Here is a 25805-nt window from a genome sequence, read left to right on the forward strand (position 1 = left end):
AAATACTTTAACTTTAACTTTTTTTAAGGAATAAGCAATGTTTATAAAGCGATTTACCGCCAAAGCGGTTCCACTAACTGTCGTTCTTACGTCAGCAATTTTGATTTCATCAGCATCATTTGCTAGATCAAATGTCTATGCTGATTTTCCAATTACACTTAAAGACTACTCTGGAAGTGCAACAACCTCTACATCATATAAAGGACAAATGGCGAGACATGCTCTTGAAAGCTCTCTTAAGAAATTAATTTCTAAGGGTGATGTATCTGCAATGCAAAGCTATTATTCTGGTGGAAGTGCAGATCGAGTGATTATTGCTCCAGCAACAAAAGGTGATTTTGTTATTATGCAGTCTACCATTGGTGAACTCTCTAGTAAAAATCTTAGCGGAAAAACGTATAAAGGTTTAATTCCAGGCTGGCCTGGGAATATGACTGGCCCTGAAGTTGTCGCTTTTATGTTTGAGAAAGCTGCTGATGCTGAGGCTGGTTATGATGCTGCACATGCTTATGACTATACTCAATTAGTATCTAAATTTTTAATGGGTGCTGTGATGTATAACCAGGCAGTTGATAACTATCTTGATGAAAAGCTTGAGGCAGATACTAAGCCTAATAATAAGCCATACAAAGATGGTGCTGCCTATACGGGTAAAGAGCATGTTTGGGATGAGGCATTTGGCTATTTTGGCGCTCCATCGCACACACTAACTCTTTCAGCTCAAGATGTTTACAATATTGCTAAACAAAAAGATGTAACTGCTGCTGATTATAACTATGATGGCAAAGTAGACTTATATAAAGAAATGGCTTTTGGTCATGCCTATTATGCATCTTCATTTGATAAGGGTGGAAAAACAACTTACCTTCATGACATTGTCGGGGCATACATGGATGGAAGAGATATGCTAGTGGAGGCAGATGCTAACGCTCTTAGTGACTCTCAACGTGATCAACTTAAAGCTTACGCTAAAATAATTAAGACTAACTGGGAAAAAGTAATAGCTGAGGCAGTATTCAAGTACGCAGGTGAGACTTATGAGGACATGGTTAAAATTGAGGCAATCCTTGAATCTAATGGAGATGTTGCTAGAGCATGGCGTAACTATGCGAAGCATTGGGGTGAGCTAAAAGGTTTTGCGTTAGCGCTTCAAGTTGGTGGAAAAGACATGGGCGCAGTATCTGTTAGGCTAAACCGATTAATTGGACACAGCCCACTACTTTTAGGTAACACCCAAGTTACTGGAGTTGATTCAAATGGAGAGTATATCCAGAGTAATTCTGAGTCATGGGGTGGCTATATGGCGCACATGTTGAAAGTTCAAAACCTAATGGTTGATGAGTTTGCAGTTGTTGCAAAATCTCATGATCAGACTGCAGGTTTAGCTGAATTAGTGAAAACTCTTGGTGGAAAATCTAGCGCGGAGAATGACTGACTTTTTCGCAAATTTTCTTAACCCTGAAAAGCGCTTATTTGTTGGATACCTAATAAGCGCTGCCTTTATAGCAGTAATTTGGCTTAGGGCAGTTCAAAAAAAACCACTGACAACTATTGTCAGTGGTTTTTTCAATTCTAAAATTTGGTTTTCTAAATCAGCAATTGGCGACTATAAATTAATGGTTCTCAATCAATTTTTCATAAAGCTTTTAGCACCTATCTTACTAGGTCAGCTTGCTCTAACCTTATTTGTCTTTGAAAATATGCACCTGTTATTTTCGAGACCTTTAGAATCAATTCCTGTTTGGATGGTGATGATAATTTTTACTACCACTCTTTTTGTTGTAGATGATTTTTCAAGATATTTAGTCCATAGACTGATGCATCGTGTTCCTATATTATGGCGATTTCATAAAGCCCATCACTCGGCAACTAATTTAACCCCATTAACAGTACTTAGAACTCACCCTATTGAGGCAGTTCTTTTTAGCTTTCGAGCTTTAGTGGTTCACTCGTTATGTCTAGGAGTTTGTTTTTTCTTTTTCTCTGGAAGCGTTTCTCTGATCGAAATTTTTGGAGCAAGCTTATTTGTTGTAGTATTTCATGCCCTAGGTTCTAATCTTAGGCATTCTCATGTGAGTATTAGTTACTGGAATTGGCTAGAAAAAATTCTAGTCTCTCCCGCTCAGCATCAACTTCACCACTCAATTAACTCAAAGCATTTTGATTGTAATTTTGGTGCGATTCTTTCAATATGGGATACTATTGGAGGAAGTTGTTTAACGTCCAATAAAGATCAGCAAATTGAATTTGGAGTTAAGGGGCAATCTGAAGCAGCCCATAACCTTAAGAATCTAATTGTTGGATCATAAATTTACCTTTTAAAGTTATTTAACTTAACCTTTTTGGAGTGCAAAGTGACAAAATTAAAACTAATTCTTTCTGTGCTGGTTTTTGCAATTTTTTCTACATCTTTTTCAACTGCTGTTTTAGCAGCGACTAGTGATAGTATTACCGTTTATAGCACTAGGAAAGAGCACTTAATTAAACCACTATTTGATGCTTTTACTAGTAACACTGGAATTGAGGTTAAATATCTAACAGGCAATGGTGGAGCTTTGATTGAACGTATTAAACTAGAAGGCAAAAGAACCAAGGCAGATATGTTTATTACTGTTGATGCGGGTAATCTTTGGTATGCAGCTTCACAAAATTTATTTCAGCAAGTAAAAAGTGAAATTATTAATAATAATATTCCAGATCATCTTAGGGATCCTGAGGGATTTTGGACAGGTTTATCGGTTAGAGCAAGAACAATTATTTATAGTACTGAAAGAGTAGACCCTTCAGAATTATCTACATATCAAGACTTAGCGGATAAAAAATGGAAAGGTAGGCTTTGTTTACGAACAAGTAAAAAAGTTTATACCAAATCTCTCGTAGCATCTTTAATTTATCATGACGGACAAAAAACTACTACAGACGTTGTAAAGGGCTGGGTTGATAATTTGGCCGCAACTCCAAACGCAGAGGATAATCATGTTATGAGTGCTATCCTGGCAGGTCAGTGTGATGTTGGTATTGTGAATACCTATTACTTTGGACGCCTCCAAGCTGAAAAGCCAAATGTTGCGCTTAAACTATTTTGGGCGAACCAAGGCTCTTCAGGAACTCATGTAAACATTTCGGGAGCTGGAGTTACAAAACACTCTAGTAACAAAGAAAACTCTATTAAGTTGTTAGAATTTTTATCTTCAATCGAAGCCCAAAAGATTTATGTAGAGTTAAATAAAGAGTACCCAGCAAGTCAAAAATTAAAAGCTGATAATTTAATTGCGCAGTGGGGTGATTTTAATCAGGATAAAATGAATTTATCTGTTGCTGGAAAAAATCAAGCAGATGCGGTTGCCTTAATGCAGAGAGAAGGCTATAGATAATTAGGTAGGTATTACAATTTAAATAGCCCAATGAGTATTAAACAGAATAATTCAAATATCTTAATGGGCTTCTTAGCATTTTCGGTTGCTTTCCCAATAATAGTTGTATGTTCTGCCTGGTTATTACCTGGGACAGAGCTTTGGGGGCATTTCTCAGAAAATCTTCTTCCTGAACTAATTAGCTCTACTTTAATATTGCTTCTAGGCGTTGGCATTGGAGTTAGTGTCCTTGGGACAGTTCTTGCATACTTAGTTGTCATGGTTGAGTTTCCAGGAAGAAAGTGGCTTGAGTGGGCTCTTTTTCTTCCTTTTGCTATACCCGCTTATGTCTTAGCTTTTGTATATCTTGGAGTTTTTGACTATTCAGGGTATGCACAGGTATGGTTACGAGAGCTTACTGGAGTTTCAGGATTTGATATTCGTTCTGGTCATTGGGCGATTATCTTAACATTCGTATTGGTTTTCTATCCGTATGTTTATATGATGGCCAGGGCTTCATTTAAGCGACAAAAGATACAGATGATTGAGGCTGGTAAGATGTTAGGCGCATCTCCTATCAGTGTTTTTTGGAAGATTTCTGTCCCTTTGGCAAGGCCTGCAATAGCTGCTGGATTGCTTGTTACGTTAATGGAGACTTTGGCGGATTTTGGGGTTGTTTCATTATTTAATTACCCAACTTTCACAACAGCAATTTATTCTGCCTGGGGTGACTTTAGATCAATTGAAGTAGCTGCTCAGCTGGCATCCTTATTAGTATTGGTTGCATTCCTTCTTATTTACTTTGAAAAAAAAGCGCGTGGCAAGGCCAAGTATTACTCATCAGATGTTTCTAATATAAAGCCATATCATGCAAATGGCCTAATTGGATGGTTGCTTTTTGTATTTGTATTTGGCGTCTTTATGCTTTCATTTGCACTGCCAATGCTTCAGATCATAATTTGGAGTTTTGAAAAATTCACCCAAGAGTGGAACCCAAGGTATCTTGATTATTTATCTTCTACAGGTATATTGACAATTAGCGCAACAGTTTTGACAGTTTTTGTTGCAACACTTCTGGCTCTCCCTAGCAGAAGAAAGTCTAATAGCAAAGTCCTCCAGATATTAATTAGATTCTCAACACTTGGTTACGCTTTACCAGGTTCAGTAATGGCAGTAGGTCTTCTTTATGGAGTCCAAAATATTTCATTAATTAGTATTTATTTTGGTGGCTCATCAATCAATCACATACTTTTTGGCTCTGTTGCGTTGTTGCTCTTTGCGTATGTATCTAGATTTATGGCGATTGCTTTTAACTCAACTATCGCTTCTAGTGAGCAAATCAAGCCTATTTTTGAGCAAAGTGCAAGATTACTGGGTGCTAGTCGCTTCCGTTTAGTTAAGGAGGTGTATTTGCCAATGATGACTCCTGGAATATTAGCAGGAGCTTTATTAGTTTCAGTAGACGTCATGAAAGAGCTGCCCGCAACTTATTTATTAAGACCATTCGGTTGGGATACACTAGCGATTCGGGTTTACGAGTTAAGCGCTGAAGGTTTATATGAAAGGGCGGCGATTCCAGCTTTGATTATGGTATTTCTAGGAGCAGTCATTATGCTTTTATTTAATAAACTTGATAGAGATACTAAATAAAGCCTAGCTCTATAAATTTTTTAAAATGATTAGCTGATATATGAATTGGGTAAAATACTAATAATTATTTTTTCCATAATATTTTTTATATGATTGGTGATTTGCTCGAAGTAAGAGGCGTTAAGTTCGCTTCAATCTCAAGTGGCATAAAGCAAAATAATGCTTTAGATTTGTCACTAATTTCATTTACCAAAGGCACGCAAACTGCTGCAGTTTTTACTCAAAATATTTTTTGTGCTGCTCCAGTTATTGTTGCAAAAAATCACTTGAATTCAAATGTAAAAGCTCTTCTTATCAATAGTGGAAACGCCAATGCAGGAACCGGTCAAAAAGGCTTAGAGGCTTGTTTGAAGACGTGTGAGATTTTTGCAGGAAAATTGGATATTAATTCAGATCAAATTTTGCCATTTTCAACTGGAGTAATTGGACAGTTATTACCCTTAGAGCCATTTGAAAACAATACAGAAAAGCTAGTTGATGACCTCTCATCAAGTAATATGAGTGATGTATCTAAAGGCATATTAACTACTGATTTAGTAGAAAAATCTTGCTCTATTTCCTTTGTTATAAATGGAAATAATGTCACTCTATCAGGGATTGCTAAGGGCTCAGGAATGATTCGACCGGATATGGCAACGATGCTAAGTTTTATAGTTAGTGATATTGGGGCTTCAAAAGAAGAGCTCTATGACTGTTTAGATATTGCAGTAAATCAGTCTTTCAACCGGATTACAGTTGATGGTGATACTTCAACAAATGATGCCTGCACTTTAAGTGCTACCGATCAATCTAGCGTTCAGCTCAACGATTGTAAAGAAGAATTTCAAAATGCACTGAATGAAATAACAAAAACATTAGCCCAAATGATTATTAAAGATGGAGAGGGCGCTACTAAATTTGTAGAAATAAAAGTTGGTGGTCTGTCTTCAGTTGATGATTGTTTGGAAGTTGCGTATACCGTTGCCCACTCTCCACTAGTTAAAACTGCATTATTTGCAAGTGATGCAAATTGGGGCAGGATCTTGGCTGCGGTAGGAAGGTCAAAAGTAGATGGAATCTCTATTGAAAATATTGATATTTTCTTAAATAATTTACAAATTATCTCCTCAGGTGAGATAAGTAAAGACTACACAGAGGCCGCTGGAAGCTTGGAAATGCAAAAGCCTGAGATCAAAATAAGGATTAGTTTGGGGGCTGCTCACACTAGTGAGAGTGTATGGACAACAGACCTTTCGTATGACTATGTCAAGATTAATGCGGAATATCGCAGTTAAGGTTTATAGATATTTTTCAGCCTTTGTATTTTCAATTACAAACTGTTTAAACTTTCTTGCAATTGGAGACAGCTCTGCCTCTGCATGATGAACAATATGCCACTGCCTTACAATCGGAAAGGGGGCAACATTAAGCTGCTTGATAATATTGTTTTTAAGTTGAAGATTCACAGAATGCATCGAAACAAAACCAATCCCTAATCCTGCTTGAACCGCCTCAACAATAGCTTCATTCGAGTTAATTTGAATATCTGAATTAAAGTTTAAACCAGTAAACTTTTCAATTGTTATGCGAGTGCCTGAACCAACTTCCCTCGTAAGTAAAGTTTCCTTGGCTAAATCTTTAATTGTGACTCTTTTCTTATTTAGCAGCTCATTCTCAGGGTGAGCGATTGCAATCAAAGGATTTTTCATAAATGCTTGAGAAATTAATGGAATATTTTTTGGAGGCTCTCCCATAATTACCAGATCAGCATTGTTATTTTTTAGGTTGTTAAGAAGTGACTGTCTATTTGTAACATCGATATAGAAAGTCATTTTAGGAAACTCTTTTTTAAACTTTGCAAGTAATGCGCTAATAAATGAATTTGCAGTTGTTGCAACTGCTATTTGAAGATGGCCAGAATCTGGACTGAGTATTTCATCCATTTCAAGTTTTGAATTTTCAAGTGTACTGATCGTTTTTACTGCAGTTTCATAAAGCTTTTTTCCAATAAATGTAGCGCTGATTTTTTTTCCATTAATATCAAATAATTTTGCTCCAATACTATCTTGAAGCTGCTGTATCTGCATATATACTGCAGGCTGAGTGATATGGAGCTCTTTACTCGCGCTTGTAAATCCGCCTAATCTAATGACTGATTCATAGCTATAGAGCTGTTTTAATGTATAATTAATCATAATATAAATTGATGATTATTTAAATAAATATTATTTTACATTATTTATTTCACCTACTATAATGATTTCATTTTTATATTAATATTAAACAGGGAGTGGGACTATGGCTAAGAAAGGTTACGATGCAGGTGTAAAGGAATACCGTGATACATATTGGATGCCCGAGTATGAGCCAAAAGATACTGATATTCTGGCATGCTTTAAAATTACGCCCCAACCAGGCGTTCCAAGAGAAGAGGTTGCCGCCGCTGTTGCAGCTGAATCTTCAACAGGAACTTGGACTACAGTTTGGACTGATCTGTTAACAGATCTTGACCACTACAAGGGACGCGCCTACCGCATTGAAGACGTGCCAGGATCAGATGATGCAATTTATGCTTTTATTGCATACCCAATTGATTTATTTGAAGAGGGCTCAATCGTTAACGTTCTTACCTCTCTCGTAGGAAATGTATTCGGCTTTAAAGCATTAAGAGCTCTTAGACTTGAAGATATTCGTTTTCCGATAGCTTACGTTATGACGTGTGGAGGTCCCCCAAATGGAATCCAGGTTGAAAGAGACAAAATGAATAAATATGGCCGGCCGATGTTGGGATGTACCATTAAACCCAAACTTGGCTTATCAGCTAAAAATTATGGACGTGCATGTTACGAGGGACTACGTGGTGGATTAGACTTTACAAAAGATGACGAAAATGTAAATTCACAGCCTTTCATGCGCTGGAGAGATCGTTTCGGTTTTGTTCAGGATGCAATTGAAAGGGCTGAAAGAGAAACAGGTGAAAGGAAAGGCCACTACTTAAATGTAACAGCTCCTACGCCAGAAGAGATGTACAAAAGAGCTGAGTATGCGAAAGAGTTAGGAACTCCAATCATTATGCATGACTTCTTTACGGCAGGCTTTACAGCAAATACAGGTCTTGCAAATTGGTGCCGCGATAACGGCTTATTGCTTCATATCCATAGAGCAATGCATGCTGTTGTAGATAGAAATCCAAATCACGGCATTCACTTCAGAGTGCTTGCTAAGTGTTTACGCCTTTCTGGAGGTGATCATATGCACTCAGGAACGGTAGTAGGAAAACTTGAAGGTGACCGTGAATCCACTTTGGGCTGGATTGATTGCATGCGCGATAGCTTTATTAAAGAAGATCGCTCAAGAGGTATTTTCTTTGATCAGGACTTTGGGTCAATGCCAGGGATGCTACCTGTCGCTTCAGGCGGAATTCATGTCTGGCATATGCCAGCACTTGTAAATATATTTGGTGACGACTCAGTTCTCCAATTTGGCGGCGGAACACTTGGCCATCCATGGGGTAATGCGGCAGGAGCTGCTGCGAATCGAGTTGCTGTTGAAGCATGTGTTGAAGCAAGGAACGCTGGAAAAGACTTAGAAAAGGAATCTAAAGAGATTCTTACTAGTGCAGCAAAACACTCACCTGAGCTTAAGATTGCAATGGAGACATGGAAAGAGATTAAATTTGAGTTCGATACAGTTGATAAGCTGGACATAGTGCACAAGTAATGCATCAATCAACTTTTATTACAAGAAAAACTAATATAAGGAAAATATTATGAGCAAAGTTCAAGATTACCCATCACGCCTTGGCGATAACTCGAGCAGAAAGTTTGAAACATTTTCATACTTACCTGCAATGAATGATAAACAAATTCGACAACAAGTACAGTACATTGTTGATCAGGGTTATAACCCTGGCGTAGAGCATACTGAAGTTGAAAATGCTATGGAAAATTACTGGTATATGTGGAAACTTCCTTTATTTGGTGAGACAGATGTTGATACAATTCTTGCTGAATGTAAGGAGTGCCATGATGCTAACCCAGATAATCATGTTCGACTAATTGGTTATGATAATTACGCTCAATCACAGGGCGCTTCAATGGTTATTTACAGAGGCAAAGGATTTAAATAATCAAGTAAAATTAGGTAAGCTTGATTGGATAAACCCCTGTCTAAGTGCAGGGGTTTTTTTTGAAGAGGATATAAAAATGAATGAATTAGATCAATATAAAATTGCAAAAGAGCCTTTTTACCAACCTCAAAATGATGAAATAGATATGTATACCGCTGCGTATATGAATCGTATGCCGGTTATGTTGAAAGGCCCCACTGGGTGCGGTAAGTCTAGGTTTGTAGAATATATGGCGTATAAATTAGGTAAGCCTTTAATTACAGTTGCTTGCAATGAAGATATGTCAGCCAGTGATTTAGTAGGGAGATTTCTTCTTGATAAGGAAGGTACAATTTGGAAAGATGGTCCTCTTGCAATGGCCGCTCGATATGGCGGTATTTGTTATCTAGATGAGGTCGTAGAGGCCAGGCAAGATACAACCGTTGTGATTCATCCTTTGACAGATTATCGCCGTACTTTGCCGCTCGATAAGAAAGGTGAGTTGATTGAAGCGCATCCTGATTTCCAATTGGTTATATCTTATAACCCTGGCTATCAAAATTTAATGAAAGACCTTAAGCAATCGACTAAGCAAAGATTTTGTGGTTTTAACTTTCAATACCCAGATGAAAAAACTGAGGCACATATTATTTCTAAAGAGTCCGGCGTTGATCCAAAAATAGCATTGAAACTAGTCCAAATTGCTCAAAGAGCTAGAAATCTTGTTGGCCATGGGCTGGATGAGGGAATATCTACTAGATTATGTATCTATGCAGGACAATTAATTGCTAACAAGGTTAATGAAAAGTCTGCCTGTAAAATTGCAATGGTTAATCCTATTACCGATGACTTAGACATTGTCGATACTCTTAATGCTGCAATCGACACTTTTTTTGACTAAGGATTAGTAATGAGTGCGGTTCAACTTTCCGATTTTGAACAAAAGTTTCGAGATTCCTCTGACATTCTTCATGATGCGCTTGCAGGGAGCTTTGTTGAAGCCTCTAAGGTAATGTCCCCAAATGGACTTAAAGTCTATCTAGATGGGGCTGGTGCGCTTCATGCAATGGGTAAAGGTGAAGACATGGTTATCTCTTTCTTGGAAGAGACGCCTATGGTCGTTAGGGAGGTTGGCGAGTCCATAATTGGTGAGATTGTATTTTCAATTATGAAAATGTCTTCACAAACATCCTCTTCTGTCTTGGTGCTGATGATTGCAAGCCTTCCAAACGTTGCAAGGCGGATGAGTGACTTTGATTTATTAAAAGGCTACCTTAGGTTAATGGAGCGAATGATAGCTCTAGCCCCTAGAGGTATGAGGCCAATGCTAAATAATATTGATCAGTTGACTAGTAAGCTTACTCTTGGCGGCCTAAGAAGATGGGTTCTTTATGGAGCTGAATCATTCAAACGAGATTTTAAAGCCCAAATCGCCTATTTTGAATTAAGTAGTGCAGAATCAATGCAAATACTTGAGCAGGAGAGGCGCGGAACGCTATTTATTGATAATCAAAGAAAGTTGCAGTTTTATCTTAGAGCGTTTTATAACCGTGATTTTTTTCTACGACCGACTTCAGGTGACTACGAAACTAAGAAAGGTCTAAGACCTTATATTGAATATGGAGTTATGCATATTCCAGATGCTTATGATGACTATAAGCATGCTTCTGGAAGAATTATCCCTGGTATAGATTGTTATAGGGCGGTTTGTGCTCATGCCGCAGCTCATATTATGGAAACTAGAGTGGCTTTTAAAGGGGATGACTTAAATCCTTTGCAAGTTGCATGCATTTCTCTAATAGAAGACTTAAGGGTTGAGCTTAATACATTAAAAAAATTTCCAGGTATGAAGAAAACTTGGATTGCGCTTCATCCTGAAGATGAGGACTTAAAAGATTTAAATCCTTTCATAGTAGATCTGGTTGATTTCTCAAGGGCTGCATTAGATCAAAAATACATAGTAAAGCAGTCATTTAACAGTGATTTTCTTAAGTTATTTATTAAAAAAATGACCAAAATGCCTGAATCATCAGCAATGAGCTATGAGTTGGGTATGAATTATTACGAGCTACTTAAGACTGAAACAGATGTGAAAATAAGCGCTTCTGCTCTTGTATCAACCCCAATTATATATAGAGATGATAATAGATATATTTGGGAGTACGAAGAGCTTGATTGGTTGTCAGAGGGCAATGATTATGTCCCTGTTAGTCAAAGACAGGTACGTAAAAATGTCAATATTATGGAGATGTATAACGAGCTTGATGTTGAAACCGCAGGTGATGATGCGCAGGAAATTTGGACTTTAGAGTCAGAGTACTTTCCTGATGAGCTCGATGGCGTAAGTATTAATGAAATTGAGGGTAAGGAGCCAGTAAGTGAGCCTTTTCATTACAATGAGTGGGATTATCAGCTTCAGCTCTATCGGCCAAACTGGGCAACTCTGTATGAAAGACGTTTGAGAAAAGGGGATCCAGAGTTAATTAATAAAATTTTAAAAACTCACAAACCTATTGCCAATCAACTTAAAAATGCGATTGATCGAATGCAGCCTCAAGGTCTCGTAAAACTCAAGAAGCAACAAGAAGGAAGTGAGCTTGATCTTGATGCATGCGTAACAGCTTTAGCAGATATTAGATCCGGCATAACCCCATCTGACAGGATTTATGTAAAGAAAGTGCAGCATGTTAGAGATGTCTCTGTGAACTTATTAATGGACTTATCTGAATCTACCAATGATATGGTTATTGGAAGTGATAAAACAATTTTGGAGCTAATGAAAGAGTCAACTTCATTACTTTCATGGGCAATTGACAAGATTGGAGATAATTTAACTATTTCAGGGTTTGCATCGGATTCAAGACACGATGTTCAGTACTATCGCTTTAAGCCATTTCATTATAGTTTTAATGATGAAGTAAAAGGCCGATTGGCTGGAATAAAAGGTGGCCTATCAACCAGAATGGGGGCTGCAATAAGGCACGCTGGGGTCGATTTATTGACTCAATCTTCAGCTAAGAAAATTCTTTTGATCTTAACGGATGGAGAGCCTGCAGATATTGACGTTGATGATCCACAGCATCTTCGTATGGATGCAAAAAAAGCGGTTGAAGAGTTACGAAGTCATGGAATTGTAACGTTCTGTATTAGTTTAGATCCTCACGCTGATGAATATGTTTCGAGAATTTTTGGTAAAAATCGTTTTATGGTAATTGATAATATTCAAAAATTACCTGAGAGACTTCCTCAATTGTTTATCTCATTAACTAAATGATGGATGCTGAAGAAGACGATAATTTAATAGATTTTGATCCAAAATATCCTTATATTTTGCCAGATGATTGGAAAGAAAAGAATTCCCCAAGTGTTTACGAAATATTAGCTACAACAAATACACTTAAAAGAATGTATGCTGACAAAGTAAAAGAGATTGAAGAGGGCGATACTAGTAATAAACTAGGAGAAGAAGCTTTAAGAAATATTGCTACAAATTATCAAACTATTAAGTCGCTCCTTTTTCAAACACGCTAGGATGAAAAAATTATGAATTTAAGTCAGTTCAATGAAGAGATAACAAGTTTAAATAAAGATTTTTTGCAATCGATACTAGATGGCTCTGCGCTGTTGATGGTTGAAGACCAATCATTGGGTCTTGGGAGTTCAAATGGTGCATTTGTAATTTTTTGGATTGAAGATGAGGTGTTTTCTTCAGTTGAAGATTTAAGAAGTTATTTGGCTGAAGAGGCTGGAGATCTTCACGCGAATTATTACAAACATAGCCCTATTAGTAAGGAATATTTCGAAGCTAAGTTATCTAGCCTAATGGATGAGTATGGTCAAACTGCATTTGTATCTCAGCAAGGAGGTATGCCAGAGAAAACCCTCATTAGTTCAAATGGCGATTTATTAGTCTTAACCGAAGAAGACTATACTTTTAAATATGGCCTATACTTAAACCTTGAAGATAATTTGAGCCCTAAAATTTCAGCCTTAAAGGCAAAAACTTGGCTTCAATCAGGCGCTGCATATAATGACTATATTGCTGTTAATGTTTTTCGATTTAGTTCAATTGAATAGTTATTAAGTATATATTTTCATTTTTTTCAACCAATTCTTTCTAAGAAGCTAGAAAGAAAAAGTAGTATAAAATTAAACGAAAATTATTATTTAGACATGACTCAGCATCAAAACTTTTTAAACTCTCTTATTCAGCGTATCCGTATGGGGCGTTCAAATAAGAAAGTATCCAGTCCTGAAAGTATCATCACGCTTTGCAATCAGTTAGTAAGTAAAAATGGAGAGGCAACATTATTTTCTCTTGCAAAAATAATTTTGGAAGATTTTAATACTCTTTCAGAAGAGCAAAAAAAGTCATTTTTTTTACAGTTACTTGATCAGTTTGGCGTCGATCGGCCTATTCTCAATAAAGCTCTCATTGAATTAAATATTGATGATGAAGGCCAGCTCAGGAAACTTCATCAATTAATTGAACCTAAGAGTCATGAGCTTCTTAGAAGGTTAAATCAAGTCACAAATGGAACATCAGTGCTTTTAAAGATGAGAGAGTCATTGTTAGAGTGCATTAAAGCCTCTCCAGAGCTTAAATCACTTGATTCTGATTTTGTTCATTTATTTAAGTCTTGGTTTAATAGGGGGTTTTTAAGACTTGAGCGCATTGATTGGTCGACAAGTGCTAGAGTGTTGGAAAAAATCATGCAGTACGAAGCTGTCCATGATATTTCAGATTGGGAGGATTTACAAAATAGGGTGGCTGCAGATGACAGAAGGTTATATGCTTTTTTTCACCCAGCACTTCCAGATGAGCCTCTTATTTTTATTGAGGTTGCATTGATGGACGATACGCCAAATTCAATTATGCCAATACTTGATACAAGCGTTAAACCAATTGATCCTTTTAGCGCCACAACAGCAGTTTTTTATTCTATCTCTAATTGCCAGATGGGACTAAAGAGCGTTTCTTTCGGGAGTTTTTTAATTAAGCAAGTAGTCACTGAAATTGAGAAGGAATTCAAACAAATCAAGCATTTTGTTACTCTCTCGCCTGTTCCTGGGCTGAAGAAATGGTCTAACAAAATTAACCTATTGGAAGATAAAGATTTGCCTGAAAATATAATTAATGATATTAGCGAATGTTGTAAAGATAATAAGCCAAATCCTTTAGTATTGAATCGACTAACTTATTATTATTTAACTCAAGTTAAACGTAAAAATGGTCAAGCTATTAATCCAGTTGCTCATTTTCATCTTGGTAATGGAGCATCTCTTTATAAAATTCATACATATGCCAATGTTAATCAAAGTGCTCTAGATGATTCTTGGGGAGTGATGGTTAATTACTTATATGATCTAGAGTCAGTTGCTAAGAACCATGAAGACTATGCAAATCAAGAGCCGGTTGCAGTGTCACCAAAACTTACAAAATCTATTCAAAATAATAAGAAAAAAATCTTAGCCTATTGATTTATTGATTCAATTTCTTTTTCAGGCTCAGTAGACATTCTTAATTTATTAGCTAAAAACCAAATTAATCCTACACCTAGTGCCCACCAAATAATTTGCCATGCCCAAATTGATGGCATTCCAAGCATCCAAGAATCATATCCAGCATTAGGCTTGCCAAAAGTGAAGTTTCCAAATATTGATCCTGGACCAATAGCAAAAAACATCCATACCATTAACAAAAGCCCTCCAACTGGCTTAGACCAGCGATCATTAGAAGCTGTTACAGAGTGTTTTTGGAAAAATGAGTGAAATGTATCCCTGTGTTGTTTGTCAGGATCTTGACTGGTCATTAAAGAGATAATTAAGCAGATTGAAATATTAAAAAACATACCCCATACAGCTGAATGAATTGTCCAGGGCCACACTCCCCAAGGTAGTCGTCCGCCAGTTATTTTCTGTCCTAATGTTTCAGTGAAGATAACTACAATAATTCCAATAATTACACCTGCAATTGCTGCATTTTTTGTAATCCATGGAAACCATGTGACACCTAATAATGATGGCCAAAGTTGGAATGAGCAAGCAATTGCTAGACTTCCAAGAATGAGAGTGGCTTCCATCGAAAATGAAGCTAATAGCATTCCACAAAAGAACACTAACGCTGTAAGGAGTTTTGCAGCTTTAATTTGAGTTTTATAATCCGCATCTTTATTAAAATAATGAACATAAATATCTCGAGATAAAATATTTCCAGTAGTAGACATAAATGCAGCTGCAGTGACTTGTAATGCTGCTATAGCACAGATAGCAAGGAAGCCAACCATCCATGGTGAAGTGCTTCCTACAAGTTTAATATAATGCATTACCAGTTCAGTATATTGCGCCTTAGATAGTTCTGGCAAATGCTGTGCAATTGCAAATCCTGCTTGATTAACCACACTATTTGCTCCTAGTAGATTTGCGCTTACTCCTTGTAGAGTGGAAAATAAAAACATGATAATACCAACACATGCTGCCGCGCCCCATATCTGATGAATTGAAAAGCCTTTGGTTGATTTACTGGTAAACCCAAGCATTGTGAATGTTGGTGAGGATTGAATTCCCATAACTGACATCATAAATGTAAGAGTCATAATTGCAGTCCATGGTCCTCCCTTTGGGGTTTCAATTCCTATGCCATCTGTAAATTGAATTACACCAGGAATTGCGAAGTATCCTGGGAAGTTTCCTCCACCCATACCTTTAGTTTTTCCAAGATGACTGGTTATATTTTTTGCAATGTTTGCTAAGCCTTGGTTTAATGAATCAAAGCCTCCAGCAAGATCAAGAGCAAATAAGCCCAAAATAATCATTCCAAGGAAAAATAGTATAGTCTGCACTACTGAAATTTTTGCTATTGCTTGCATTCCACCCATGATTGAATATAAAAGAACAAATCCAGATAATGACCACATAGCTACATTTCGTGAAAAAATACCATTAGTTAATTCACTTATTAGGAATCCTGAGGATCCAAAGAGTAATGCAGCAAATGGAATACCAAATAAAAGTGCAATACAAACTGAAATAACTCTTAGGGTGTCGTCTTTAAAGTATGCTGAAAGCATTTCACCAGATGTAGTAAATCTAAAACGCCTTCCAAGCATCCATTGTCTTTTGAGAAGAACAACTCCAGAAATTGCAACAGCTATGGCGAAAAATGAAGTATTTGCAAACTGAAATCCATCTCTAAAAATCAGTCCAGGATGGGCAATAAAAGTCCATCCTGCAAAGGATATTCCTGTTGCTGCTATAGCAAATACCCATGGCGATAAACTTCGACCAGATAGGAAGTAGTCATCTGCAGATGCTATTTGCTTTGAAGCTCGAACTCCCCAAAAAAAACAGTAAGACCAATAAAGGACTAAAAATATAAATATCCATGTTATTGCGCTAGTCATTTTATTTGTATCCTTGAATTATTTTTAGACATCATGATTAATTTATATTTAAATTTGTGTTCTTATATGAGGTGATCTGGCATATAAAGCTACCATAGGGAGGATTAACAGGCCAAAAACAAATTGTTGCCCTTCATAGCTTAATCCAATGCCTACTAAAAATGACGATAGAACTTGTAAAACAAGAACACCAATAACTGTAAATCCATATCCTCCTTTTCCTCCAAGAAGTGAAGTACCTCCAACTACAACAGCAGCTATAGTTTGAAAAAGATAAGGACCACCAACGCCAACAAACCCACCACCACTCCATCCTAAAAGTAAAATACCAGTTAGTGCAGAAACAAACCCCCCTATTGCAAATGCTCCTATCCAGTAAGCCCTCTCTGATATTGATAATCTTGCTGCAGCTGTCCGATTTCCACCTACTGCATATAGGTTTCTTCCCCAAGTTGTATTTGATAGTGCGATAATCATAAGGATTGATGAAACAACCCAGATTACAACAACAGGCGGGATGCTAATGCCAATAAAAGTTCCATTTGTTGCAGCTATATTAGACAACCACTTTGGCACAACACCAAAAACGCTTCCTCCAAAATCTGAACCAATAGTTGTTAAGGCTTGAACGGCGCCAGTAACTACAAATCCAACACCCAGAGTTAAGATAAGTGCTTGACCTTGTATACGAAAACTTAATAAGCCATTAACTATTCCAACACCTAATCCCATTAATAAAACAGCAACTATGCAGATCCATGGAGGAATTCCTAGCGTGATTAAATACATTAAGCCAATATTTGCAGCTCCAATTACAAAGCTGACTGATAAGTCTAATCCGCCTAGTAATACTACAAGTGTTTGTCCAATACATGCAAGCCCAAGAAATGATGCAAAAAGAAGCATTGATTTCAGATTCAAAGTTGAGATAAAGCCATCTACAATTAATGAACCCATAATAAAAAGTCCAATTAATACTGCTAATCCCATAAGCGCACTTTTATTATTTTTCGCAACTGAGTTGGTGATGATTAATATTAAGAGAGTTAGAAAAAATACCACCAATGAAAGTATGTTTTGCCATTGAAGAAAATCATCCATTGCAAAGGCAAGTCCAACAAATGCAATAATCATTGCTAATATGCCAATAATGGCACCCTTGTTACTCTTAATAAGGAAGCTAAAGTAGCTTTCAGTAGACTCTTTATCTTGGATTTCTATATTTTTTACTAATTGTAGATCTTCCTCTTCAAGGCCGTCAATGTATGTCCATCTTACTGAAAGGTGATGCCAACCCCATAAGATTGAACCAAAGATTGCAACTGTATAAAGCATAACAAGTTGTGAGGGAGTGTTATCAATAAAACCTAAAACAGCACTGATAACTGAAACTATTAAAGCAACAATAAAGCCCAGCCATTTATAAAATGAAAAGGCAGCTTTTCCCATTCTATTAATACGCATTTTTAACCCAATTATTTTGAAATATTTTCATTATTTATCCTTCCCATTTGCTTATTGCATCATCTTTATGATCGCCAATAATGTATGTGCTTATTATGTGCATTACATTTGGAGCAGAAATAATTGTGATTCCAATAATGACAATGAGCTTCCATATTGGCACACCTATTGCATAAAATAAACTGCCCCAAGCTAGAACAGCAAAAGCAGCTATATACCAATATTTCCAAAAACTATTAAAACTAGTTTCTCCCATAGCAATGCGTAAAAATACTTGTAATAAAACAATAATAATGGCAATGTAGGCAATTTCAGTAATCAGTGCCATTCCACTGGCATCAACATTCATCCTTATTGGTGCCGTATATTCGATAAATTTGGTCGGTAAACTTTCTACTCCAGTTGGAATAATTGGCATTGAATAGTTTGTTAATACTCCCATATTTGGGTCAACTGAAACCACACTATTGCCTATAAAGAAGTACATAACAATTAAGAAAATAATAGATATTGCGCCAATAAAAATATTGTTGATATTTTTTATTTTTGTATGAACTAAAGGTATGGTAATTGTGAAGAGAAGTGCTGAGACCATTAGTATTGCAAAAACTTCACCTGAGAAACTACTTGTTAAATATCCCTTATCTGCATCTTGAAAAAATACAGCTCCAATTGCAATAACTGGAACAATAGCGATGCACATTATCATTGCTAAACGCTTGATACTAGTTTTTATTCCTGGAAGCATTGTCAGAATTATTAGTGATGACAATAGCACTACACCTACTAGACCGATTAATAGATATGTTGTCTTACTTAATGCATTAATAGAGAGGAATGATGAAGAGCTCGAGATTTCCTCCATGCTAAATATCATTATTGAATAATCAATCATAGCTGGTGAGAAAACTACTTCTGAAGTAGAATCAGGATTAAATATTAGACCAAAAGCAGTAATTATTACAACAATCATAAGTCCAATCATTGGGCCGCTTATATGTTTAAAAGCAACTTTGATAATATAGGCAGTCAATGCCACCCCAATAATTATAAGAAACATAATTGTTCCTGCTGACATAGTTTCCTGCTCAACAGCAGCTACAAATGCCTTATATCTTTTTACTCCAAATGATTTGTCCATCGATACGCTTACCATTACCCCTAAGGAAACTATTCCCATTACTAAAAACACTAGGGATGGCGATAGTCCTCGAGCACGTTTTTGAAGAAATGGAATCGCAATACTAATTAATAATGAAACAACCAGCATAAGTCCATATGAGAAATCGGTAACGAAACTCTGCATTTTTCCAAAGTTAAAAGTTGAAAGTGCAAAGGTAATTAAAAATATATTTAGTGAACCTAGAAGGGCGCCAAATGCACTTCCTCGACCACCTGCTAAATTTGCTCCACCCAGGACAAGTGCAGTAACTGCCATTAGTGTGTAAGTTGTTCCCTGACTTGGATCACCAGAGCTAATTAGAGATGTAAATGTAATCGCAGCAAGTCCTGCATAAATACCGCCAATAACATGAGCGCCAATACGAACCATATTTATATTAACTCCGCTTGTATAAGTTGCTCGCTCATCAGAACCCATCATTTTTAAATTACCCCAGAAGGCTGTTTGAGCAAGCAAGTACCATCCTGCTGTTGCAACTATTAATATTACTAAAACGGGAGAAAAAATAGTAGTGCCAGCTCCCCAGCTATACATCCAATCAGGCGCTAAGCCAGATGGTCGAGGCATAATTATGAGATTCAATCCAACAAGCGAGAGGTAGCCACTTAATGACACAATAATTGGCTGCACTCGAACAAATACAATTATTAAAGCCATTAGAACTTGATAAGCAATACCCACACCAATGGCGTATAAAAAAATTGCAATTGGTGATTCAATTAAACCTAGCCCGATTAGCTGAATCATGCCAACATTGATAAATCCAATTAATGGCCCAATTGATAAATCAACTCCTGCTCTTCCAGCCATAACTATTACTGTTAATGCATAGGTTGCAAGTATTAGTGGAGCCACCACAATTATTAAACCGCCAAATCCAGTACTTGAAACCATATATGGGCCTCTAATAACTGCAAATATAAGTAATAGGAAGAATATGACTATAGGAACTATAAGATATGTACTAGCCCCAGAATTTGATTCTTGTTTTTTGATTAATTCCATTATCGTTAAAAGTTCATTTTGTAATATTTATATTAAATTGTCCTATTCTTTAGAGAATAATTTTTCAAATTTTTCTAAATCTTCCTTACTATATTCCTGAGTATTTGACTTAACACTCTTATGATCTATATTATTAGAGGAGGTGATTTTTTGACTGCTTAAGCCTCTATCTAGCTCATTTTTATTTTCATTACTATCATCTTCAATTTCAAATTTTTTGAATAGCTCTTCATCGGCTGCTGAGTAACCATCTACTTTATTTGCCTGACCCAAAGTAATTTTTTGGTTAGGGTTTTTTTTGAATTTCATTAACTTTTCAAATTGATTTGAATCATCTTTAGAATATTCAAAAGACTCGGTTAATTCCTTAGCTGTTTTCTTTTCAACTTTTTTGCCATCATTATTTTGATTTTCAGAAGAATTGATTATTGAATTAAAATTTTCTTCATCAGAAGGTGAGAAATCCTGCTTTGAAGATTTAGTTGAGGCTTCTGTTTTGATCTCATTTTTGAAATATTTACTTACGTTATATTCACTCATTTCATTCTCCATTTTTGTGTTTTCAGGATATTTTGAGTTCACCAACTCTTTATGCTCTATATCAGAGTTATCTTGATTTTGAATATGTCCAAACATTGATTCAAGAATTCCATCAGCATTAATTTTTTGATCTAAAAATGTTTCAAAAATGCTGCCATTGCGAAATACAATTACACGCGAACAAAACCCTATGAACTCTTCAAGTTCACTTGACATGTAAATTACTGAATTTCCTTCATCCGCAAATTCTCTTAGTTGTTTGTAAAGATCTCTTTTAGTTTGTAAATCTATTCCACGAGCAGGATCTAATAAAACCAAAGTCTTGGGATGGGTGGAAAAAGCACGTCCTAGCATTACTTTTTGTTGATTACCGCCACTTAAAGATGTAATCAAATTTTCTTTGGCGCCAGCTTTAATCGCTAATCTCTCTACTTCCCAATCATAAATGTCATTTATTCCCCCCCATTCAATAAGGCGAACGCCGGGTATATTGGTATTTTTGTCGTACATAGAAATTGCTAAATTTTCAACAATACTTAGATTTGGTAAAATTCCTTCTCTTTTTCGATCACCTGAAACAAATGCAATTCCAAATTTTTTTGCATCTGCAAGAGTGTTAATCGAAGAAAAATCAACACCATGGTTTGTGCTGACTTCAGCTACTCCTTCTGCAGCTGTTGCAATACCAGCTAATATTCGAACAAAGTCATCTTGACCATGGCCATCTAGGCCAGTTATTCCAACTATTTCGCCTTTATTTAATTCAAAATTTGAAGAATCACTTGTTGGCCAAACCCTCATATTTTGAGTTCTGAGTGCTACTTGTGAGTGAGATGATTTGTGAGCATCTTGTTTAGTTGAGTCTTTGCTTTGATCTTTTCCTGTCATCAGTTGTAAAAGATTTTTTTCAGTAATTTGACTTTTTTCTAAAACACCAACATCTTTCCCATCTCTCATAACTGTGCAACGATCACTGATTCTTACTAACTCTGCAATTCTATGAGTTACTATTATTATTGCTGTACCCTTATCACGTAGTTCTCTCATCTTATTAAAAAGACGCTCAGTTGAGTCGAAATCTAATGCAGCTGATGATTCATCTAAAATTAGTAAATCTGGCTCACTTAGTAATCCTCTAGCGATGGTAATCCAGGCTTTAGTACTTAGTGGAAGATTTCCAGCTGGCATTAAGGGGTCGATATCTTCATCAGCTAATTCACTTAATAAAATTCTAGCTTTATCTTGTTTATCTTTATCCGACATTGATTTTGAGAAAAAACCATCAATACCAATAAATAAGTTATCAACTATCGATGCTTCATCTGCTACAAGAACCTCTTGAAATACCATTGAAACGCCTAAATCGCGAGATTCCTTTGGTGTGGATGGGTGATGGCCATTAATTGACACTTTCCCTGAATCAATTGGCAAGACACCGGCTAGCACTTTAGCTAATGTACTTTTCCCACAGCCATTTCCACCAATAATTGCATGGATTTCACCAAAATATCCAGTAAAGGACACATTATCAAGGGCTTTAGTTACCCCAAATGATTTGCTTACGTTTTTAACATGAAGCTCACCCGGAAATTTGGTTAGTATTTCTGGTAAATCTGAAGGATCATCTTCTACTGTCTTTTGCACTTGTTCGGCCAATTAAATACACCTCTAAATTGAAATAGGAGTCACTTCAGACTAATGGCTATGTATTTATTTAGAAATTTATATATACAGAAATTCTATTTTAAAACATCCAAAAGTATAGGTGCAGTTTACTACTATCACATACCATAGTCAATAGTATGTATTAATTCTTATATTATTAGTAAAGTAATGTTTAATAATGTTACAATCATGAACAAAAATGATGGTTAGTATGTTTTTTTTAAAACTATTTTTTTTAACTTTCTTTGATGTATTGTCATATTCTTGGGTTTATTAAGTAAATATAAATATGAGTGAATTTTTTAATTATTTTTCAATACTCAAGAAATTCTTGTCCTCTTCATTTATTAAAGCGGGAGTATTGCCCTGGTTTCTTGGTGTAGCTCTAATTACTTTCTCATTTGCTAGTGATAATTTTTTAACTACACAAAATATTCTAGGCGTAGCACGACATTCTTCAGATCTTATTCTTGTGGCTATGGCTCAGATGGTAGTTATGCTGACTGCAGGGTTGGATTTCTCAGTTGGTGTAATTCTTGCAATGACTTCTGTAGTTGCTTCGATGACAATGGTGGCTTTGTGGTCTGGATATGGTTCCGGCTGGGAGGCAATTTTTATAGGCTGCTTAGCAGGTCTTCTGGTTGGAGCGTGTATTGGTCTAGTCAATGGCCTTGGTGTTGCTTTTTTACGAGTACCTCCATTCATAATGACTCTTGGCATGTCTTCAATTATATTTGGGTTAGCTCTTACTATTACAGGAGGAATTCCAATCTATGGAATGCCCGAATCATTCACTAATATTTTTGGCTATGGCACGTTTCTAGGTATTTCGTTAACTATATGGATTACTCTATTTTTTATTATTTTGGTTTATATTTTTATTAATATGACAAAGATGGGGAGGTACTTTTATGCGATAGGAGGAAACATCAGAGCAGCAGAACTTTCTGGCATTAATGTTCGTTTTTATATAGTGAGTGCCTATGTTTTTTCTGCAGTTATAACGAGTTTTGCGGCTTTATTGATTACTGCCAGACTGGAAACTGGAGAGCCTAACATTGGTGCAAGCTATCCATTGCTATCCATTGCTGCTTGTGCGATTGGAGGGGTAAGCCTTCTTGGTGGTGTTGGTAGAGTTCAGAATGTTGTTTTAGGGGCATTTTTTATTATCTTAATACAAAATGGAATGAACCTAATGAGAGTTGGTTCATACTTACAGATGGTTGTTATAGGTGTGTTGCTTATAGTAGCTATTAGTGCTGAGTATTTTAGGCAGCAAATGCTATCAACCCTAAAAAAATAGTGACCGAATAAGAATGATTTTTTATAATTCATTAAATTTGAATGTTTTCTTAGATTCTGAGATCTAAAAATTCACAATTGATATATGAAAAAAATTAAAAAAAATCTCTTTAATAGGTTATCTCTTAATCAAAAAATCTTAGCTTTAATATTTATTGAAATTATTGCTTTTATTTCATTAATGCTAGTTGCTTTTTCGCAAATCTACACAGTTGGCAGCGAAACCAAACAAATGTCTTCTATCACAATTCCATTAATCGAGTCCGTTCATAGAATTGATGATAGTGTTTATAGCCAAAGACTTAGTCTCAATGAGCTCTATATAACGGTTACCCAAATCGTTAAACAGGATGGTGATAAAACAAGTTTTTACGATAAATATGTGCAGCTCTTAGGCGGTAAATCAATCCAGGATAAATTTTTATTAGCTAGTCAAAAATTGAAGGAGTCAATTGCTGATACTGAGGATTTTATTAGAAAAGTTAAAAATGACGTAGCTTCAAATAACGACATAATTGTAGATAATCAAGAGCAATTACTTTTAGAACTCTATGAGCTGAGAGTAGTTTCTCAAAAATATAATCAAATAGTTGTAAGTAACTTATTCCTTGAAAATAATTTGCAAATACTTACTCTAAATATCAAAAACCTCAATGAAATTTTATCTACTGAAGAGTCTCTTATTATTCAGGCAGAAAAAGTAAGTAAAGAATTAGAAAATGTTATTAATGCCTCTAAAGAAAAAATAATTTATGTTGAAAGAATCGCTATTAGTTATATAGTTATAACAACAATTATTTCTATTTTATTTGCTATTTCAATGATTCTTCTTATTGTAAGGATGAATATTTCAAAGCCTTTACAGTTACTTACTGACTCAATAAATAGATACACCCCGTTAAGAAAAGTGACAAGGTTGGAAGATGAGCAAAATATATTAGAAAGAGAGGATGAGCTTGGAAGAATGGGGCGAAGTTTTAACAGGTTGAAGGAGGACTTATGGGAGCAAGGAGTCGGACTTCAAAAAGCTAAGGAAGATGCTGATAGAGCCAATAAAGCCAAATCACTATTTCTGGCTTCAGCTAGCCATGATTTACGTCAACCTTTAAATGCAATGCAGATGTACATAGCAGCGTTAAAATCTAAAGTTAAAGATGAAAAAATTCTTACAATTATTGAAGATATAAATTCAGTTTCAGCCTCAACTGCAAGACTTCTAAACGCGCTTTTAGATGTTTCTGAATTGGAGGTTGGAGCTATTAAACCTCGATATGAAGACTTCTCAATTAATAATATTTTTACTAGTATTTTTCAATCATTCGCACCTTTAGCAAAAGATAAAAACTTACAGTTTCGAATCGTTCCTTCTAGTATTACTGTTAGAAGTGATCCTGATTTATTGGAACGTATATTAGGTAATTATATGTCAAATGCCATTCGTTATACTAAAGCTGGATCTGTAATGATGGGATGCAGAAGGAGAGGCAATAAGGTTTCAATTGAAGTCTGGGATACGGGCTGTGGAATCTCAGAAGATCAAATGTCAAATATTTTTGAGGACTTTTATCAGATTGAAAATAAAGAGCGAGATAGAAGTAAGGGGCTAGGACTTGGTCTGGCCCTAGCCAAGCGTTTATCTCTTAGCCTTAACCATACAATAGAATGTAAATCTAGTCTTGGAGGTGGCTCATGCTTTTCTGTATTAGTTGAAATTGGTGAAGCGAAGAATAGTGAAGTTCAACTTGAAGCTATTTCTAACATTATGGATTTAACTGGTGCTAGAATTTTGTTAGTTGAAGACGATATTGATGTCTTAAAAGCTTCAATTCAGTTAATGGAATCTTGGGGCTGTATTGTCGATTCTGGAAGAGACCTGGACGAAATCAAAAATATCATTAGGTCTCCAGATTACCTATTGCCAAACATTATTGTGGCTGACAATCGATTACCAGGAGATGCTTCAGGTGTTGATGTAGTTAAACTAGTTCAGCAAGAGTTAGAGTCTGTAATTCCGAGCATAATAATAACTGGAGATGTAGAAAGGTCTCATATACAAAGCATTAAAGAAAAAGGGCTGCCAGTGTTATTAAAACCAATTCAACCTGCAAAGTTTAGAGCTATTCTTTCACATTTGATTAACTCTTAGCTCTCAA

Annotated in this window: 19 protein-coding genes; 14 read left to right on the plus strand and 5 right to left on the minus strand. The window is 36.0% G+C overall.

Annotated features, from left to right (window positions below; all coding sequences use genetic code 11):
• Positions 1-37 precede the first annotated feature (37 nt).
• From ABXT69_RS02835 to argJ, 5 genes are all read left to right on the plus strand, one after another.
• Positions 38-1435, plus strand: coding sequence for a DUF4856 domain-containing protein (locus tag ABXT69_RS02835; protein ID WP_416679021.1), 1398 nt, complete (start codon positions 38-40; stop codon positions 1433-1435).
• Positions 1428-2309, plus strand: a complete 882-nt coding sequence (locus ABXT69_RS02840) for a sterol desaturase family protein (RefSeq protein WP_416679024.1) — start codon at positions 1428-1430, stop codon at positions 2307-2309. Before ABXT69_RS02835 ends, ABXT69_RS02840 begins: the two co-directional genes overlap by 8 nt.
• A gap of 45 nt (positions 2310-2354) precedes the next feature.
• The gene (locus ABXT69_RS02845; protein ID WP_416652987.1) at positions 2355-3374 is read left to right on the plus strand and encodes an extracellular solute-binding protein; all 1020 of its coding nucleotides are present in this window, start codon (positions 2355-2357) and stop codon (positions 3372-3374) included.
• Between the two features lie 30 nt (positions 3375-3404).
• On the plus strand, positions 3405-5003 hold the full coding sequence (locus tag ABXT69_RS02850) for an ABC transporter permease (RefSeq protein ID WP_416679026.1): 1599 nt from the start codon (positions 3405-3407) through the stop codon (positions 5001-5003).
• An 89-nt stretch (positions 5004-5092) separates the two neighbouring features.
• Complete coding sequence (argJ, locus tag ABXT69_RS02855) at positions 5093-6277, plus strand: bifunctional glutamate N-acetyltransferase/amino-acid acetyltransferase ArgJ (RefSeq protein WP_416679028.1); 1185 nt, start codon at positions 5093-5095, stop codon at positions 6275-6277.
• Between the two features lie 3 nt (positions 6278-6280).
• Here argJ and ABXT69_RS02860 read toward each other — a convergent pair whose 3' ends face one another.
• Positions 6281-7177: a LysR family transcriptional regulator gene (locus ABXT69_RS02860; RefSeq protein WP_416679030.1), complete on the minus strand. Its 897-nt coding sequence runs from the start codon at positions 7175-7177 to the stop codon at positions 6281-6283.
• A 103-nt stretch (positions 7178-7280) separates the two neighbouring features.
• On the opposite strand from ABXT69_RS02860, the gene ABXT69_RS02865 reads away from it, so the two are divergent.
• From ABXT69_RS02865 to ABXT69_RS02895, 7 genes are all read left to right on the plus strand, one after another.
• A complete protein-coding gene (locus ABXT69_RS02865) occupies positions 7281-8702 on the plus strand; it encodes a form I ribulose bisphosphate carboxylase large subunit (RefSeq protein WP_271537666.1) in 1422 nt (473 codons plus the stop codon).
• 49 nt (positions 8703-8751) lie between these two features.
• The gene (locus ABXT69_RS02870) at positions 8752-9111 is read left to right on the plus strand and encodes a ribulose bisphosphate carboxylase small subunit (RefSeq protein WP_271537665.1); all 360 of its coding nucleotides are present in this window, start codon (positions 8752-8754) and stop codon (positions 9109-9111) included.
• Between the two features lie 76 nt (positions 9112-9187).
• Positions 9188-9991 (plus strand): CbbQ/NirQ/NorQ/GpvN family protein, encoded by an 804-nt coding sequence (locus tag ABXT69_RS02875; RefSeq protein ID WP_271556431.1) that lies wholly within the window; start codon positions 9188-9190, stop codon positions 9989-9991.
• A 9-nt stretch (positions 9992-10000) separates the two neighbouring features.
• Positions 10001-12364, plus strand: coding sequence for a nitric oxide reductase activation protein NorD (locus ABXT69_RS02880; protein WP_416679032.1), 2364 nt, complete (start codon positions 10001-10003; stop codon positions 12362-12364).
• A complete protein-coding gene (locus ABXT69_RS02885) occupies positions 12361-12621 on the plus strand; it encodes a hypothetical protein (protein ID WP_416679034.1) in 261 nt (86 codons plus the stop codon). Before ABXT69_RS02880 ends, ABXT69_RS02885 begins: the two co-directional genes overlap by 4 nt.
• Before the next feature lie 12 nt (positions 12622-12633).
• The gene (locus ABXT69_RS02890) at positions 12634-13167 is read left to right on the plus strand and encodes a hypothetical protein (protein WP_416679037.1); all 534 of its coding nucleotides are present in this window, start codon (positions 12634-12636) and stop codon (positions 13165-13167) included.
• A 96-nt stretch (positions 13168-13263) separates the two neighbouring features.
• A complete protein-coding gene (locus ABXT69_RS02895) occupies positions 13264-14571 on the plus strand; it encodes a malonyl-CoA decarboxylase domain-containing protein (RefSeq protein WP_416679039.1) in 1308 nt (435 codons plus the stop codon).
• On the opposite strand, the gene ABXT69_RS02900 is transcribed toward ABXT69_RS02895, so the two are convergent.
• From ABXT69_RS02900 to ABXT69_RS02915, 4 genes are read right to left on the minus strand one after another with little or no spacing between them, the layout of a single operon-like run.
• On the minus strand, positions 14565-16493 hold the full coding sequence (locus ABXT69_RS02900; RefSeq protein ID WP_416679041.1) for a sodium:solute symporter family protein: 1929 nt from the start codon (positions 16491-16493) through the stop codon (positions 14565-14567). The genes ABXT69_RS02895 and ABXT69_RS02900 overlap by 7 nt on opposite strands.
• Positions 16494-16541: 48 nt before the next feature.
• A complete protein-coding gene (locus ABXT69_RS02905; RefSeq protein WP_416679044.1) occupies positions 16542-17957 on the minus strand; it encodes an ABC transporter permease in 1416 nt (471 codons plus the stop codon).
• Positions 17958-17991: 34 nt separating this feature from the next.
• Complete coding sequence (locus ABXT69_RS02910; protein WP_416679046.1) at positions 17992-20145, minus strand: ABC transporter permease; 2154 nt, start codon at positions 20143-20145, stop codon at positions 17992-17994.
• A gap of 42 nt (positions 20146-20187) precedes the next feature.
• Complete coding sequence (locus tag ABXT69_RS02915; protein WP_416679049.1) at positions 20188-22329, minus strand: ATP-binding cassette domain-containing protein; 2142 nt, start codon at positions 22327-22329, stop codon at positions 20188-20190.
• 310 nt (positions 22330-22639) lie between these two features.
• Here ABXT69_RS02915 and ABXT69_RS02920 point away from each other — a divergent pair, with 310 nt between their 5' ends.
• Both ABXT69_RS02920 and ABXT69_RS02925 read left to right on the plus strand, forming a co-directional pair.
• Positions 22640-23653 carry an ABC transporter permease gene (locus tag ABXT69_RS02920; RefSeq protein WP_416679051.1) on the plus strand — a complete coding sequence of 338 codons (1014 nt, stop codon included), beginning with the start codon at positions 22640-22642 and terminating at the stop codon, positions 23651-23653.
• Positions 23654-23737: 84 nt separating this feature from the next.
• On the plus strand, positions 23738-25798 hold the full coding sequence (locus ABXT69_RS02925) for an ATP-binding protein (RefSeq protein WP_416679053.1): 2061 nt from the start codon (positions 23738-23740) through the stop codon (positions 25796-25798).
• Positions 25799-25805: the final 7 nt, after the last annotated feature.

The sequence above is a fragment of the Candidatus Pseudothioglobus sp. Uisw_016 genome (assembly GCF_048087635.1).
Lineage (GTDB): Bacteria > Pseudomonadota > Gammaproteobacteria > PS1 > Pseudothioglobaceae > Pseudothioglobus.